Here is a 16,310-nt window from a genome sequence, read left to right as displayed (position 1 = left end):
ATGAGGTTGACCTTACGTCGCAGCTGCCGAAGAAGCCGCCGCCTGGTCCGCTTTGACGCAGTCAATGGCCACAACTAACGCAATCACTACGGTCTCCATTTCTTCATCCAATACCTGTACTTTATAGCTGTCGCCCCAGGTAAACCATTCTTTGCTTACCTGGCCGACCACTTCGCCGTTCTGTAAAATTTGAAAATCCATGTCCCACCAATTCCCCTGGACATCCAAGCCTGCCCCTTCAATCGTGTAACGGGCCTTTAAGAAAGTGAATTCCTTCTTGATCGCCAAAGCTTCCCGGCCATTCACTTCCACGAAAAACTTCGGCAGGAAACTGAAGGTTTTTTTCGTAATCAGTGCGACTTCATCCCTTTTGGTGTTCAGGATGGAAAACGTCTTTGGAATTTGCATAAAACTCCCTTCTACGTAATACACGTCCTGTTCCTGCTGATCTTTCACCGTAAATTTGCCGCTTAGGCTGAAGACTTTTTGTTTGATATAGAATTGCTTCATGGGTGGACCTCCTTTGTAAGTTGGTGAGGAAGAATGAAAAGCATTATCTATAGACTTTTATACGTATCGAATTTAAAAAAGCTTCGTTTATTTTTGATATAGTTGCTTGAGAATGAAATTAAGACAGAGAAGGATGATCCCATGCATAATTCCCTCGCACACATTTTAGAGAATTGGGTCGAACAAATAAATCTAGATGAGTTCTATTTGGTTCACTCATTCGATCGGCTCCTCGCTGAGAAAAGCAGCAGTGAAGCATATGAGTTTATCCCATATATAATTGAGGCCGTCCTCTTAACAACGGACGGCTTCCTAGCCTCTCAACTAATCTTTTATTTGAATTGTTTCTACGGAAAGGCAGATACAACAGAACTTCATCCCGTACTTCTAGATAAGCGAAAAGAACTGGAGAATCATATCTCCCGTCTAAAGGACCCTGACGCTGCAAGGGAATATGAAGAATTAAAAAAGGAATTGCGTTTAAAATAAAAATTTAAGCGCTTTTGAGCTGAAGACCGTCCATTCCTATTTTTAGAGCCCCTGATTTGTCTTCACTTTCGGTTCTGTTTATTAGAACCAGATCAGGCATTATACTAAAGGCAATTGTTCCTTTCAGAAAGGATTTGGGCAAAATGGAAATCGAGAATTTAATCCGGGCAAAGACCCGGCAGGAACTGAGAGATTGGCTGGAGGCAAATGCAGCGGCCGAAAAGTTTTGCTGGGTCGTGGTCAGCGTAATTCCCGAACCCGGCGTCATCCAGTATTTAGATGCCGTAGAAGAAGCTTTATGCTTCGGCTGGATCGACAGCACGAAAAAGCGCATATCCGATACGGAAGTGGCCCAACGGCTTTCTCCGCGGAAGAAAAACAGCAATTTTACCGAATTGAACAAAGAGCGGATCCGCAGGCTGGAGAAATTGGGCTTGATGAAAGAAGCTGGCTTGAAAGTTCTGCCGGATATGCGGCCGGAATCGTTTGTAATCGACCCTGAAATCGAATTCCGCCTGAAACAAGACCCGCACGTATACCGGAACTTTCTCGGTTTCCCGGAACTGTACAGGCGGATTCGGATTGACACCATCCAAAGCTACAGAAGCGAGCCGGATGTGTTCAATAGGAAGCTGGAAAAACTCATTGAAAATACAAGGAAGAACAACATGTATGGTCAGTGGAATGACAACGGCCGCTTGATCGACTATTAAGACACGGAACTGAAGCAACCCCCTGCTTTTAGATTGCTCCGTGATTTTCTATCCATTAAAAAGGGCGAGCAAAGCCTTCATTGACCTTTTATTTTCATTTCTAATATTTTCCTAAATTCTACACAAATTCTCATGTTACTCTCATAATTTTCTCATAATCGCAGGGTAGCTTAGAGAGTATCAGAAGTTGAGGAGGAGTTTAGAGATGAAAATTGTAATCGTGCCTTCAGGTTTTAAAGAGTGTTTGGATTCGGAAGATGTAGCGGCAGCAATGGAACGGGGCGTTAAACGGTTTGATCCGTCAATCGAGACGGTCGTCATTCCGATGATTGACGGCGGTGAAGGGTTTGTCAAAACGATTATCCGTTTAAAAGGCGGCACGGTGGTGGAAAAGCAAGTGACAGGACCCGTCGGCAAACCCATCAGCAGCTATTTTGGGGTTTACAAAGAACACGGCAAACGGATTGCAGTGATTGAGATGGCGGCAGTCGCCGGGCTGAGACTTGTGCCCCGCGATGAACGAAATCCGCTGAAAACCACCACTTACGGTGTCGGCGAATTGATAACGGCGGCTCTTGATTATGGTATTGACCGCATTTTGATCGGCTGCGGCGATTCCGGCACTTCAGACGGCGGTGCCGGCATGGCCCAGGCACTCGGTGTGCAATTTTTGGACAAACACCAGCAACCCGTTCATATCAACGGAGGTGAAGACTTGTTGAAAGTGGCCTCCCTCGCTACTTCCAATGTAGACAGGCGGCTGGAGGACATCACGATTGACGTGGCATGCAATTGGCAGAATGTCTTGTGCGGCGAAAGAGGCGTGGCACGCGTATTCGGGCCGCAAAAAGGCGCCACACCGAAGCAGGTGGACCTTCTCTCTTCAGCACTGGAGCAATATGCCGGGGCCATTCAGCAAGCGACGGGGCTCGATGTCCGCACCTTGCCCGGCAGCGGCGCATCGGGCGGATTAGGTGCAGGCTTATTGGCATTTACCAACGCCACTTTGCATCCCCGCTTTGAAATCATTATGGACTTTATCAATATCGACAAAGAAATTTCCACAGCTGACATCGTCTTTACCGCAGAAGGCAGCTTGGATTTCCAGACGCCGAACGGAAAAATTCCATCGGAAGTGGCGCGGATCGCCAAAATGAGCCATATTCCGGTGATCGCCTTGACCGGAACCATCGGCGAAGGCGCCGACCTCAATTACAAGGCGGGCATCGACGCTTACAGCTGCATCATCCAAAAACCGGTTTCTTTGGAACTGGCGATGAAAAATGCGCCGAAATGGATCGAGGAAAGCACCTATTCCGTGCTGCGCAAAGTCGCGATCGGCTGGCGGATGACCAATAAAGGCGGGTTGAAGAAGGTGTCCAGTTAATATGATGGAAGGATTGGAAAAACAACTCCAAAAGAATCGGCTGTCCATTTCCAGAGATCGCTTATTTTCAAAATCGGCTGTCCTCATTGGCTTGCATTTGTTTTTCCTGGCAGCCATCTTGTTGGCCGATGGATTGGACTACCCGGCCAAAATTTCGTTATTCGCCTTTTTGTCGGCGATGGTTTTATGGGTGGCTACGAAAATCCCCGCCGGATTCGTCGCCGTTTCCCTTATTGCCTTCGTCATCCTGATGAATGCCGCAGAGCCGGAACTTTTATATGAATCGCTTTCCGAGGAAGTCGTATGGCTTATGATCGGGTCGTTTATCATTGGCCAGGCCGTCAAAGAATCGGGACTCGCGGAACGCTTGTCGCTCGCCCTGCTCCGTAAATCGAAGGAAAAAGGACTCTTGCTTGCGGGAATTAGCGCCGTTTTATTCGCCACTGTCTTTTTCATTCCGTCCACTTCCGGCCGGGCTGCACTCGCCATGCCGATCATCAGCCAATTAAGCCAAAAATACAGCGAAAAAGAACAGCGGGTGCTGGTTCTGCTAGCGCCCGTCGTCATCCTGATGAGCACATCCGCTACCTTGATCGGGGCAGGTTCCCACTTAATCGGCATCGGGCTCCTTGAAAGTACTGCCCAGCAATCCATTTCGTTCATTCAATGGTTCGTTTGGGGACTGCCGTTTGCTGTGGCGGCGACACTCCTTTCCTTCTTGGCAATCAAGTGGCTGTTTTGGCCAAAACACGGGGAAAAGCGATTGGAAGTTGAACAAACTGTTGGCTCCTCCCTGATGAAAAAGCAGCTGAAACCGATCGAGAAAAAGACGCTGATCCTGCTGGTCGCGTTGATTGTTTTTTGGATGACCGAAAGCCTGCACGGCTACGACATCGCATTTGTCGCAATGGTAGGTGCCATCCTGGTGATGACACCGAACTACGGAGTCATCAGCTGGAAACAGGGCATGAAATCTGTTTCCTGGAATTTGATCGTGTTTGTTGCCGCCGCTGCAGCGCTCGGGAAAATTTTAGTGGACACCGGCGTTGTGGAATGGCTGGAAGGAGGCATGGTGAACTTTCTGCAGTCGTTTACGGATGCACCGGAATGGCAGATCGTTTTCGTCATCCTGTTTGTATCAGTGACCAGCCATTTGTACATCACTTCCCATACGACACGGGCCATAGTCTTTATTCCGGCGTTCTTGCTGTTCAGCGAAGCGATCGGCGTCAACCCTTCCTCTGTGGTGTTCTTGAGTTTAATCGGTATGAACTATTGCGTGACGTTCCCGGTCAGCTCCAAAGCTTTGCTGCTGTTTTACGAAGACGAAGGCCTCTCGTACGATGCTGGCAGCCTCGTCAAGCTGAGTGCCGTCTTGATGCCGCTTTATATTGCCGTGATGATGCTGTTTTATTTCACGTATTGGCAGTGGACCGGGCTGCAGCTGTAAAAGAAGAGCAAAACAGAGTCATGCGGCAGAGGCTCTGTTTTTTTTGCGTACTTGTATACAGCTTTTTACACCTCTTTCTTCCAGGCCTGAATTTCCCTCTCAATTACCATTTTCTATATGAGAACCCTTTCATTAATTTAAAAATTAAAATTATTTTGAAATACTATAAATTTCTAATTGAGCTTTAAAGCATATTTTTGAAATGAATGACAGGGCTTACTGCATAGGCATTTTAACTAGTTTTTTAAGTTACTCATTAAATCTCGAGGTACCCTTTGACAAAAATTCTATTTCCTATACCATTAAAAATAGAATTAGAATTATTATAGTTAAATAATCATATTAATTGAGGCGAACAACTTTGATTAATATTTTTTTATGGAGTTATTGACTATGATCATTCTAAAAAATTATTAGGAGGAATTTGATATGTCTTTGATCGGAAAAGAAATCCAGCCATTCGCAGCTTCTGCTTACAACGCTGGAAACGGTGAATTTATCGAGGTAACGGAAGAAAACCTGAAAGGCCAATGGAGTGTGGTTTGCTTCTATCCTGCAGACTTTACATTCGTTTGCCCTACTGAACTTGAGGACCTTCAAAAACAATACGCCACCCTTAAAAACCTGGGTGTGGAAGTGTATTCCGTTTCAACAGATACTCACTTCACGCATAAAGCATGGCACGATCATTCAGATGCAATCAGCACGCTTGAGTACGTCATGATCGGCGACCCTTCTCAACGCATCTCCCGCAGCTTTGATGTGTTGGACGAAGAAGCCGGACTTGCACAGCGCGGTACGTTCATCGTTGACCCGGACGGCATTGTACAAGCAGCAGAAATCAATGCTGATGGCATTGGCCGTGATGCAAGCACGCTTGTCGGCAAGATTAAAGCCGCTCAATATGTCCGCAACAACCCAGGTGAAGTTTGCCCGGCTAAATGGGAAGAAGGCAGCGCGACACTTAAGCCGAGCCTTGACCTTGTAGGGAAAATATAAGGAGTTCTGATCATGATATTAGATGCAGATATAAAAGCACAATTAGCGCAATACCTAGAATTGTTGGAAGGCGATGTGCTGCTGAAAGTCAGCGCAGGATCGGACGGCGTTTCCCGAGATATGTTGGCTTTGGTAGACGAACTGTCCTTAATGTCTGCGCGCATCAAAGTGGAACGTGTACAGCTTGAAAGAACACCGAGCTTCAGTGTCAACCGCATCGGCGAAGATACCGGCATCACGTTTGCCGGCATCCCGCTTGGCCATGAATTTACTTCACTGGTCCTTGCTTTGCTGCAAGTAAGCGGTCGGGCTCCAAAAGCCGACGCGAAAGTCATCGACCAAATCAAAAACATCGAAGGCAACTACCATTTCGACTCTTACATCAGTTTAAGCTGCCAAAACTGTCCGGAAGTGGTCCAGAGCCTGAACTTGATGAGTGTGCTCAACCCGAATATCTCGCATACGATGATTGACGGCGGAGCATTCAAAGAAGAGGTTGAAAGCAAAGACATCATGGCGGTACCGACGGTCTTCCTGAACGGCGAACCGTTCTCCAGCGGACGCATGTCGCTGGAAGAATTGCTTGCCAAATTGGGCAGTGCACCGGATGCGTCCGAATTTGCGGACAAGGACCCGTACGATGTTCTTGTCGTCGGCGGAGGGCCGGCTGGTGCCAGTGCGGCCATTTATGCTGCGCGCAAAGGCATCCGGACAGGCATCGTTGCTGAACGTTTCGGCGGCCAGGTGCTGGATACGATGAGCATCGAAAACTTCATCAGCGTCAAGCAGACGGATGGTCCGAAGTTCGCTGCGAGCCTTGAAGAGCATGTAAAAGAGTACAACATCGATGTGATGAATCTGCAGCGCGCCAAGCGTTTGGAGAAAAAAGAATTCATCGAACTGGAACTAGAAAACGGCGCTGTCCTAAAAGGCAAAACCGTCATCCTTTCCACAGGTGCGCGCTGGCGCAACATCGGTGTGCCGGGCGAGGCTGAATTCAAGAACAAAGGCGTGGCTTACTGCCCTCACTGTGACGGACCATTGTTTGCCGGCAAAGACGTAGCAGTTGTCGGAGGCGGCAACTCCGGCATCGAGGCGGCCATCGACCTGGCAAACATCGTCAACCACGTAACCGTTCTGGAATACAAGGCAGAGCTAAAAGCGGATTCTGTGCTGCAGGACCGCCTGAAGAGCTTGCCGAACGTTACGGTTTTGACAAACGCCCGCACACACGAAATTACCGGCACGGACAAAGTGAACGGCATTTCCTATATTGACCTTCAAACAGGAGACGAAAAGCATATCGAACTGTCCGGCGTCTTCGTCCAGATTGGTCTTGTTCCGAATACCGACTGGCTGGGCGACACGGTTGACCGCAATAAATTCGGTGAGATTGTCATCGATCAGCGCGGAGCAACGAATATCCCTGGCGTGTTTGCTGCAGGCGACTGCACAAACAACCCGTATAAACAGATCATCATTTCGATGGGATCCGGTGCGACAGCTTCATTGAGTGCGTTCGACCACCTCATCAGAAGTGAAGTTCCGGTTTTGACATAAAAGACGATAAAAGGACTGTGGAAGAGAGTTGCTCTCTTGCCACAGTCCTTTTTTGCTGCTGGTGTCTGATTCTTATCTATAACCGCCTTGGATATGTCCATCTTCTCTCCTAAGCGATTTGATCAGTGATTCCCCTTATATATTCACTTAAAAATATAGCCAGAAAAAAGCATCTTTTATGGAGATGCTTTTTTTCACGGTTTATATTTGAGGTCGAAGAAAGTGAAAAGAGAATTTACGGCTACCTTTAGCAATACCTCATTTATTTCCCGGGAAATAGACGAAATTTGATAGTCTTAGGACAGCATATTTTCGCTGGCTAAGGAATCGTTCAATCCCCTACTCCAGTTGCTCTTCCTCAAACAGTTGAAATTCTTCAATTCCGCTTCGACCAGGATGCAGCGTTTGCCGCCGCAACCGTCCTCTTTAACGTAACGTAAGTCTTTCGGGTATTGTTAATATCCACGGCTTTTTTTGATTTTAATGGATGCACGTTCAACATTTGTAGATATCGCCTATATCTGTATTACATATTTCTATTTCCATCCTCATGCGTTTTTTATAAATGTGTAATGTTTTATATTTTCCTTTCCCCATTCGTACATCAGCAGAACAATCGGCATTAGGCTTTCTCCTAAGTTGGTTAAAGAATATTCTACTCTTGGAGGAACTTCGGGAAATACTTCCCGGTGGACAATGCCATCTTCTTCTAACTCCCTGATCTGCTTGGTTAATACCTTATGTGTGATTTTTGGGAGCAAACGTTTAATCTCACTAAATCTTAAAATACCTTCTGTTGCCAAATGATAAATAATAACAATTTTCCATTTGCCGCTAATGAGGGACAAGGTCAATTCTTTCTCACAATTAAATTCACCGTTTTCAATTTTCCTTTTTACTTCCGACCGCAGCTCATCCATTAGGCTTCCCCTTTCCTTCTGGTTCTCAAAAGTATCCTTTTGGTAACCTTCTCACAAAAAAGTGCCTTCTTCCAATAAAAAGTATTATATTTTAGAATATATAGAATATAATGAATTTTTATCTTTCCGCAAAGTTGTTTTAGGTCACATCTGGAAGAAAAGCTTGGCATAAACGCCAAATCTCGTATTTGAAAAAATAGGATAGGAGATGGAAAAATGGCAGGAAACAGAGCAGTGGTCTATAGAGGTGCAGGAACGGTAACAGTCGAGGATATCAGCTACCCCGAATTAATTATCAGAGACGGCCCTGGAGTAAACCCTTTAAATGTAGGGCGCAAATGTGATCATGGCGTGATTGTAAAAATCGTTACTACAAATATTTGCGGAAGCGACCAACACATGGTGCGCGGACGCACAACCGCGCCTGAAGGGCTTGTCCTCGGCCATGAAATTACCGGTGAAGTCATTGAAGTAGGGCGTGATGTCGAATTCATTAAAAAGGGAGACCTCGTCTCTGTACCTTTTAATATTGCCTGCGGCCGCTGCCGCAGCTGCAAAGAGCGAGACACGCATATTTGCGAGAATGTAAATCCGGACCGTCCTGGCTCCGCTTATGGATACGTGGACATGGGCGGATGGGTCGGCGGCCAATCGGAATATGTCATGGTCCCTTACGCAGATTTCCAGCTGCTGAAATTCCCGGACAAAGACCAGGCAATGGAAAAAATTCTGGATTTAACGATGCTTTCGGATATTTTCCCAACAGGCTATCACGGCGCGGTAAGTGCCGGCGTCAAACCGGGATCTACGGTCTATGTTGCCGGGGCCGGTCCTGTAGGTTTAGCCGCTGCCCACTCCGCCCAATTGCTGGGCGCATCTGTCGTAATCGTTGGCGATTTAATCGATGAACGCCTTGCCCAAGCCCGAAGCTTCGGCTGTGAAACGGTAAACTTAAGAAAACATCCGGACCTCGGAGAGCAAATCGCTGAAATCCTTGGCGTGCCGGAAGTGGATTGCGCCATTGACTGCGTCGGCTTTGAAGCTCACGGACACGGTGCAGAAGCCGGCGAAGCACCGGCGGCTGTACTGAACTCCATCATGGAAGTTACTCGTGCAGGCGGGCGCCTCGGGATTCCTGGACTGTATGTAACCGGCGACCCGGGAGCTGTCGATGAAGATGCGAAAATCGGAACTTTGAAGGTGCGCTTAGGGCTTGGCTGGGCAAAAGCACACACTTTTGTAACGGGCCAAACACCGGTCATGAGATATCACCGTGACTTGATGATGTCGATTTTAAGCGGAAAAGCACAAATTGCCAAAGCGGTAAATGCCACGGTAATTTCGTTGGACCAGGCACCGGGAGCATATGCTGAATTTGACCAAGGAGCTTCCAAGAAATTTGTCATCGACCCTCACGGAATTCTTAAGTAAGCAAGGTATTCTTCTACATGCCCATAAAAAACAAGGAGGTTCGTCCCTGTGAATAAAATCACTTTGGATTTGGCAAAAGAACTCATTGCCGGTGCAGAAGAAGAAGCAAAGAATATTGGAGTTGCGATGGTTATAACGGTGGTCGATGACGGCGGGAACCTGGTGGCGATCCACCGGATGGACGATGCCTGGCTGGCAAGCATTGACATTGCCCAAAATAAAGCATGGACAGCCGTGGCGCTAAAAATGCCTACATCGGCCCTGGCAGAAGCAACGGTCCCTGCTGCTGAACTTTACGGGTTAAATACGACCAATAATGGGCGCCTTGTCGTCTTTGGCGGTGGAATCCCTCTTGTCGTGGAAGATAAGGTAGTAGGGGCAATAGGCGTCAGTGGAAGTACCGTGCCTCACGACGTTCAAGTGGCGGAAGCAGGCGTAAATGCGTTCAACAGCAAACTAACATAGTTAACATCTTTATATAAAAAAGAGTCAGTATGAGTATACTGACTCTTTTTTATTGGAGCAATCAGAACAAAGTGATGGAATTTGCTACAATCCTGCTCTCCTACTCCAATTGCTCTTCCTCAAGCAGCTTGAACCCTTCAATCATCGTATCTTCTTCCACTTCAATCAGGATGCAGCGTTTGCCGTTGTAATTGACTCCTTTGACGTAGCGCAAGTCTTGCGGGCTGATCTTGATTTCCGCCACTTTCGTGTTGATTTTGATGGATTTGGAGGTGTAGCTCGGAACGACGTGGCTTGCTTTCATTTCGTAATTTTTGTCTTCCACGACTTGCTGAAAGGCTCTTTCCACTTTTTCCGGACTGATGTCTTTGGCACCGCTTGCCTTCAAGACGCGCGTCACCTCCACCGTATCCAGAACCGGCGTTTCTACATCTTCCTTCTCCGCTTCTTTTTCCACTTCCAGCATGAGGTTGATTTCATCGTAAAGCCCGGCAAGGGTTCTTGAATTCACTTCTTCGCCGATCACCGCTTTGACGATTTCCTCAAACACCGCCTTGTCTTCCTCGGCCGTCATGATTTCATCGCCATTTAATACGGTCTCGATAAACCGGTAATCGGGTTTGTTCACTTTGCCCGAAGCATAGACGATGTGATTGACATCTGCGGCATTGTCCGTAAAGCTCGGGAACAGGAAACCGCCGATCGGGGAAGCCAGTTTAATGACCGGGTCGACCAGCACATTCGATTTGAATTCTTTCTCCACAAAATCAAATACCAGCGAACTTTTCGGCAGTTCGGTCTGGTTCATGCTGCAGAGGATAAAAGGAGTGGTAAATACTTCATCCCGCATATCGATTTCCGTTTCATCCGGCTGGCGTTTTGTCGTCTTGAAATACGTCCCGCGAATGAAAGTGACGACCATGTCTTTTTCATAAGGGGTTTCTTCCACCATCTTTAAGGCGATGCGCTGCATATTTTCTTTCCAGTCATCCACGTCATCTGTCTCAAGCCCTTCGTACAAGAGCCGCTGTGTATGGTCAGCCTGGCCTTCTTCCTGCGGCTGGAATTTCACTTCAAACAGCTTCTGGTCCAGTTTCCCGCCAAGCACTTTCTTGAAATTGTTCAGAAACAGCTCCTGCTGCTCCCGGTCCAACAGGGAGAATGAACGGTTCTCTTCATGAAAGATCTCCGTGCTCTCGCCTTGAATGTATACATTATAAATTTCAGCGATTTTCAGTAAATCCGTATCAAGCTTAAATCGTTTGCGAATATCGGCTATATCTTTCGTATTCATTGCTATTTCCAACTCCCTGGCTAGTTAAAATCATTAAGTCACAAAAAAAGAACCGCCAAAGCGATGGTTCTGCTTTTGGCGCTCCTTTATTATAACAAGTTTTCAGATGGAAGAAGACATACGGCCCATTTGGGATTTATCCAATCCAATGAGAGCTGTAAAAACAGGTTTGAGCTATATGATTTAATTGGCAATGCCGATCGACGAATTTTCATATCGGGCATCATTCAACGCCTTTAAGATGAAATGAGCCACGTCCTCTCGGGCAATCGACTTGGATTTCTCTGGGACCCCCGTCGCAGCTTCTCGGTAATTGCCTGTAAAAGATCCATTCGTTAAGCCCATCGGCCGGACAATGGTGCAGGTTAAGCCATGCGCTTCAATCCAATCCACAGCGGCCCGGTGATCCTTCAGGGCGTTTTTCAGCATGCCCATCATCAGTTTCCCGCTGACGCCTGGAAGCTCCTGATAGATTCCTGCTGATGCGGTATAGATGATCCGTTTCACGCCGTGCTCCTCCATGCCAGCCACAATGTTTTTCACCATTTCTTCGAGCTCGGATGGTTTTTTCATCCCCTGGCTGGAGCCGAGGCAAGACACAACCGCGTCATGGCCCGCAATGGCAGCGGAAACTTCCGCCGGATTGAAGGCATCTCCTTGAACGACGTTCAAATTCTCATGTGTGACTCCTAGCTTGGACGGCGTCCGTACAAACGCTGTGACTTCGAACCCGTTATCTACTGCCTGCTTCACGACGGATTTTCCGACACCGCCGGTTGCGCCGAATACGATGATTTTCATGGGATTCACCTCTTTCACTTGTTTCCTGCTTATTACTTACTTATGATACGGTTCTCCGTAGTAAATCTAAATGAGGTTTTATTCAATTATTCTACTTTAAAGAATGTTTTCTTCAATTACAGTGGATTCTATTCTTAGCTAGGTTTCATCAATTCTCTTACATGATTTGCAAACTCATTAAAATCGTATCCTTGTTTATTTATAGTCATTTTTTGGTCCCTGATCCATCATAACCTCTACCATATTTGAAGATCCCATCTTAAGTTTAGGTCTATATTCCGAGTTCGGCTTACTGTACAGCTCTATTGGACTGATAATCACACCGTCCTCTGTATTTTGAAGAATACCGGGCACACAAGTATAAATTCTGTCATTATTGTTTGCATTTTTGGAGGAGATGGTAACGGAAGTGCCGTTGTGATTATCTATACTCATGGATACCTTGTATCTGTAGAATGAGCCTGTTCCATTTGACTGAGCAGAATAAACCACAGGAACCACTGCGAGAATATCATTCGTCAATCTTAATTTAATGATCTCTTTCTTAACTGAGCCACTGTTTCGCCCAACGTCTCCCATATGTTCTACTGCGCCGTTGCCAAATCGGCTGAGAGGCGGGGTTCCCATCGCCCCAAACATAGCGACATCCACCTGCTTGCCATTCTTCGTGTAGACTAAAGCATATATATCGTAGTCTGTTCCCGTCTTCCAGGATACTGTAGCTGTAATCTCCGGTGTTTTATCAATTATAATCGGCTTTTGACCTTTATCAAGATTTATCTTGCCTTTTACTTTTTCAAGATTTATCGATGAAAATGCATTCTGGCTGCTTTTATTTTTAGGTTCCGCGGAGAGGTTCTCAGGCTCTTTCGGCTCTGAAGGCTTTATCGACTCCATCGGCTCAACTTCTACTCCGTAATTCTTACATAGCCCTTCAAGACCCGAATTAAATCCACGCCAGATTGATTTGGCTTTTGTTTGGCCATTCCTTAAGTATAATTCCAATACTACTATTCCATTTTCCTTTGAGAAGTTAGCGGGGGTTAACTGGATACTACTATCACCGCTGCGTATCTCTGCCTTTAAGTTTTTTACATTTGAAAAACCCGTGTTATTATCCTCTGTAAGCGTAACAGCTATTTTAGTAATGCCTGGAGGGACTTTACTCAGATCAAAATCAATTTTATGTACTTTTGTATTCCCTAATTTCGTAGATGGCCTAAGAGTGGCTGCTCCGGAAGAGCTCTCTGGCTGATTATAAAATATAATCCCATTGTCTCCCTGCACCTTTTCTAGATCAGTTAAGAGAAAAGCCGTTAAGGAAATATCTATTGCATCAGAAATTTCGTAGCTCACCGTAACCTCACCTTTTGGAGAATTCAAAGCGGTGTTTGCCCCCATTTGAAGCAGTTGATTCATTTAAACCACGCCTTCCTCATTTATGGATTAACTAGGTGTTGTAAAGTTTTTTTTTATGATCTATTTTCTTTCATTGTAACAAAAATTTACATTTCGTTGGAATATATTTATTGGTATTCAGCAACCAAACTTCAATAAAAAGAAGCACGCTTGATTAATTCAATAAAGCATAAAGGTGTAGCCTTCTCATTAAAGAAGAGTGCGCCTTTCTAGTAAACTCTATAAATGAAAAACACCTGCCTCAGACTTCTATGTAAGAAGAAAAAGGCAGGTGTTTTCTAAAATTTAATTGTAATACAGGTTCTCAGTTGGATATACCGGATCATTGGTGATGTCGATTCCAAGCTTCTTAAAGGTTTGTTCATTTTCTCTATTCAATATAACCGTGGAATGAGCTTGGGTGTCTTTTAAATTTGGCAATTGCTTATAAGCCAGCTCAGAAGTAGGATTGGTGACCGCACTGATTGCCAGTGCAATGAGCACTTCATTGGCGCTTAATGTCGGGACGCGGCTGTTCAAGTCCTCGGTTTTCAACCGTTGAATCGTTTGTAAAATCATCGGCGACAACAAATTAATTTCATCGGAAATATTGGTCAATTTCTTCAACCCATTCAGAATCGCGGCTGCCGAAGCATCCATCAGAGTGGTCGTTCGACCGGTGATCATCTCGCCATTCGGCAGTTCTATCGCAATTACGGCTTGTAAATTCGTGCTGTCATTTTGCGCTTGGATTGCTTTCGCATAATTGCGGGCCGGCAATACAGGTGCCCGGTCCTCTTTCTTTAAGCCGGTCTCTTCCAGAATCACTTGCATGTGGCGTACACTGTCTTCATCGGCAAGCCCTTTTTTATAGTCGTTCTCTACGACAAAACTGCGCCGAATGATTTCCTGCTTGGCAGCTTCCTGCACGACCATATCGTCGGTGATGCCCGATTTCAGGCGATTAACCCCCATATCAGTCGGTGAGCTGTAAACAGAGTCTTTGCCGGTAATCCTTTCAATAATCCGTTTGATGACAGGAAATGTCTCAATATCACGATTGTAATTGATCGCTACTTTCCCGTATGCTTCATAGTGATAATTATCAATCATATTTACGTCTTTTAAATCGACGGTAGCCGCTTCATAAGCGATGTTTACCGGGTGCTTTAGCGGCAAGTTCCAAACTGGAAAAGTCTCAAACTTGGCATAGCCAACTTCATTTCCCAGTTTGTTCTCATGGTACATTTGGTTAAGGCAGGTGGCAAGCTTTCCGCTTCCCGGGCCAGGAGCCGTTACGACCACGATTGGCTTTGTCGTTTTAATATAAGGATTCGTCGCAAATCCTTCTTCCCCAAGGACCGCGTCCACGTTTGTCGGATAACCTTCGATTTCGCGGTGAATACAGACGCTAATTCCGCTTCTCTCAAGCTTTGTCATAAATACTTTGACTGTTGGTTGTCCTTGGTAACGAGTGATCAGGACACTGTTGACAGAAATGCCATATGCCCGGTATTCATCAATTAAGCGCAAGACATCTTGGTCATAAGTGATGCCGTAATCTTCACGGACTTTGTTTCGTTCGATGTCTCCAGCGTACACACAGATGATGATTTCCGCATTTTCTTTCAGTGTATGCAATAGCTTGATTTTGGCATCTTCATCAAATCCAGGCAAGACACGCTTGGCATGTTTGTCGCCTATCAATTTTCCGCCAAATTCCAAGTAAAGTTTATCGTACTGCTGCACCCGTTCTAGGATGTAGGCTGATTGTTCTTGCAAATATTTCTCCGAATCAAATCCAATTTTTTTCATTAATTTCAGTCCCGCCTTCTATGCTTCAAGCTTTCTCTTAACTCGCTAGATAAAAACGCCTTAAGAGAAAATCCTAGCTAAAATTCACCTTTTACCATTATAAAGCTTTGAAAAAAAAAGACAAAGAAAACCCAACCTACGCATTCGATGATTGAATGATTCTAATAAGCGCACTGACCTCACTGCCAATGTAATCAACCGAAATAACGAAATTTAGAACTGTGTTTAGCAAATCCAAACGTCCTAAACCTTATTTACTTATGATAAGGCTCATTCTTCATTATCCGGAAAGCCCGGTAAATCTGCTCCACCAAAATCAGCTTCATCAACTGATGGGGAAATGTCATTTTCGAAAACGACAATTTCTCATCCGCCCGCTTCAATACTTCCTCATGGAGGCCAAGCGATCCACCGATGACAAAGACAATCTTGCTGCGGCCGTAGGTCATGAGGGATTCGATGTCCTTCGCCAGCCCTTCGGAAGTTTTCATCTTGCCGTCGATTGCCAGCGCAATGACGTATGCATCCGGCGAGACTTTTGCGAGGATCCGGTCCGCTTCTTTCTTTTTCACGATTTCCATATCCGCCTCGCTTAACTGCTCCGGCGCTTTTTCATCCGCTACTTCAATTTCAGCGATTTTTGCGTAGCTTCCAAGCCGCTTCGTATATTCTTCAATCCCGGCTTTCAAGTATTTCTCTTTTAGCTTCCCAACACTGATAATCGAGATATTCACAACTTATCCCCTTTTACGCTAAATTTACAAACAAGTTACCCACAAATGTTATGCACATATCCACAACTTTTTCTACATCTTGTGCCCGCTCATTCGTTCGCCACAAGATACAACGCAGCTTCCTCACAGTAATCGCATTTTGTGGATAACCTTTCTTGTTCTGATAATTCTGTAAGAATAGGATAACTTTTTGTCTCTGCCACAAACATGTCCAAGCCATGCTCCACATGGGTTTTACAGCACATTATCTTCATATTTTCTCCCCCTTTCGATTTCCGAATATTCCACACAGTTATGCACAATTTATTCACCTTTATCCACAATCTATTCTAACAGAAGTCAAA

Annotated in this window: 16 protein-coding genes; 8 read left to right on the top strand and 8 right to left on the bottom strand. The window is 45.7% G+C overall.

What is annotated here, in order from left to right; translation table 11 throughout:
• Window positions 1–12 precede the first annotated feature (12 nt).
• Window positions 13–510, bottom strand: a complete 498-nt coding sequence (locus HU147_RS00285; RefSeq protein ID WP_224074332.1) for an LURP-one-related/scramblase family protein — start codon at window positions 508–510, stop codon at window positions 13–15.
• A gap of 102 nt (window positions 511–612) precedes the next feature.
• Here HU147_RS00285 and HU147_RS00280 point away from each other — a divergent pair, with 102 nt between their 5' ends.
• From HU147_RS00280 to ahpF, 6 genes are all read left to right on the top strand, one after another.
• The gene (locus tag HU147_RS00280) at window positions 613–999 is read left to right on the top strand and encodes a hypothetical protein (RefSeq protein ID WP_224074331.1); all 387 of its coding nucleotides are present in this window, start codon (window positions 613–615) and stop codon (window positions 997–999) included.
• Between the two features lie 143 nt (window positions 1,000–1,142).
• Window positions 1,143–1,712 (top strand): YdeI/OmpD-associated family protein, encoded by a 570-nt coding sequence (locus HU147_RS00275; RefSeq protein ID WP_224074330.1) that lies wholly within the window; start codon window positions 1,143–1,145, stop codon window positions 1,710–1,712.
• Between the two features lie 205 nt (window positions 1,713–1,917).
• Window positions 1,918–3,099 carry a glycerate kinase family protein gene (locus tag HU147_RS00270; protein ID WP_224074329.1) on the top strand — a complete coding sequence of 394 codons (1,182 nt, stop codon included), beginning with the start codon at window positions 1,918–1,920 and terminating at the stop codon, window positions 3,097–3,099.
• 1 nt (window position 3,100) lies between these two features.
• On the top strand, window positions 3,101–4,549 hold the full coding sequence (locus tag HU147_RS00265; RefSeq protein ID WP_224074328.1) for an SLC13 family permease: 1,449 nt from the start codon (window positions 3,101–3,103) through the stop codon (window positions 4,547–4,549).
• 429 nt (window positions 4,550–4,978) lie between these two features.
• On the top strand, window positions 4,979–5,548 hold the full coding sequence (ahpC, locus tag HU147_RS00260) for an alkyl hydroperoxide reductase subunit C (protein ID WP_224074327.1): 570 nt from the start codon (window positions 4,979–4,981) through the stop codon (window positions 5,546–5,548).
• A 12-nt stretch (window positions 5,549–5,560) separates the two neighbouring features.
• A complete protein-coding gene (gene ahpF / locus HU147_RS00255; protein ID WP_224074326.1) occupies window positions 5,561–7,108 on the top strand; it encodes an alkyl hydroperoxide reductase subunit F in 1,548 nt (515 codons plus the stop codon).
• A 548-nt stretch (window positions 7,109–7,656) separates the two neighbouring features.
• On the opposite strand, the gene HU147_RS00250 is transcribed toward ahpF, so the two are convergent.
• Window positions 7,657–8,028, bottom strand: a complete 372-nt coding sequence (locus HU147_RS00250; protein WP_224074325.1) for a winged helix-turn-helix transcriptional regulator — start codon at window positions 8,026–8,028, stop codon at window positions 7,657–7,659.
• Between the two features lie 216 nt (window positions 8,029–8,244).
• On the opposite strand from HU147_RS00250, the gene fdhA reads away from it, so the two are divergent.
• A complete protein-coding gene (gene fdhA / locus HU147_RS00245; protein WP_224074324.1) occupies window positions 8,245–9,459 on the top strand; it encodes a formaldehyde dehydrogenase, glutathione-independent in 1,215 nt (404 codons plus the stop codon).
• Between the two features lie 48 nt (window positions 9,460–9,507).
• Complete coding sequence (locus HU147_RS00240) at window positions 9,508–9,924, top strand: GlcG/HbpS family heme-binding protein (RefSeq protein WP_224074323.1); 417 nt, start codon at window positions 9,508–9,510, stop codon at window positions 9,922–9,924.
• A gap of 100 nt (window positions 9,925–10,024) precedes the next feature.
• Here HU147_RS00240 and HU147_RS00235 read toward each other — a convergent pair whose 3' ends face one another.
• The 6 genes from HU147_RS00235 to HU147_RS00210 all read right to left on the bottom strand — a co-directional run bounded on the left by HU147_RS00235 (window position 10,025) and on the right by HU147_RS00210 (window position 16,211).
• Window positions 10,025–11,218, bottom strand: a complete 1,194-nt coding sequence (locus HU147_RS00235) for a DUF4317 domain-containing protein (protein ID WP_224074322.1) — start codon at window positions 11,216–11,218, stop codon at window positions 10,025–10,027.
• A gap of 183 nt (window positions 11,219–11,401) precedes the next feature.
• Window positions 11,402–12,019, bottom strand: a complete 618-nt coding sequence (locus HU147_RS00230; protein WP_224074321.1) for an NAD(P)-dependent oxidoreductase — start codon at window positions 12,017–12,019, stop codon at window positions 11,402–11,404.
• Window positions 12,020–12,214: 195 nt separating this feature from the next.
• Window positions 12,215–13,438: a TerD family protein gene (locus HU147_RS00225; RefSeq protein WP_224074320.1), complete on the bottom strand. Its 1,224-nt coding sequence runs from the start codon at window positions 13,436–13,438 to the stop codon at window positions 12,215–12,217.
• Between the two features lie 285 nt (window positions 13,439–13,723).
• Window positions 13,724–15,232, bottom strand: a complete 1,509-nt coding sequence (locus tag HU147_RS00220) for a DUF1846 domain-containing protein (protein WP_224074319.1) — start codon at window positions 15,230–15,232, stop codon at window positions 13,724–13,726.
• 254 nt (window positions 15,233–15,486) lie between these two features.
• Window positions 15,487–15,966, bottom strand: coding sequence for a 23S rRNA (pseudouridine(1915)-N(3))-methyltransferase RlmH (gene rlmH, locus HU147_RS00215; protein ID WP_036810928.1), 480 nt, complete (start codon window positions 15,964–15,966; stop codon window positions 15,487–15,489).
• Window positions 15,967–16,055: 89 nt separating this feature from the next.
• On the bottom strand, window positions 16,056–16,211 hold the full coding sequence (locus HU147_RS00210; protein ID WP_317985482.1) for a CxxH/CxxC protein: 156 nt from the start codon (window positions 16,209–16,211) through the stop codon (window positions 16,056–16,058).
• Window positions 16,212–16,310: the final 99 nt, after the last annotated feature.

It is taken from the genome of Planococcus chinensis (assembly GCF_020071995.1).
Lineage (GTDB): Bacteria > Bacillota > Bacilli > Bacillales_A > Planococcaceae > Planococcus > Planococcus chinensis_A.
The sequence above is the reverse complement of the archived record's forward strand: the minus strand, read 5'-3'. Positions and strand labels throughout refer to the sequence as shown.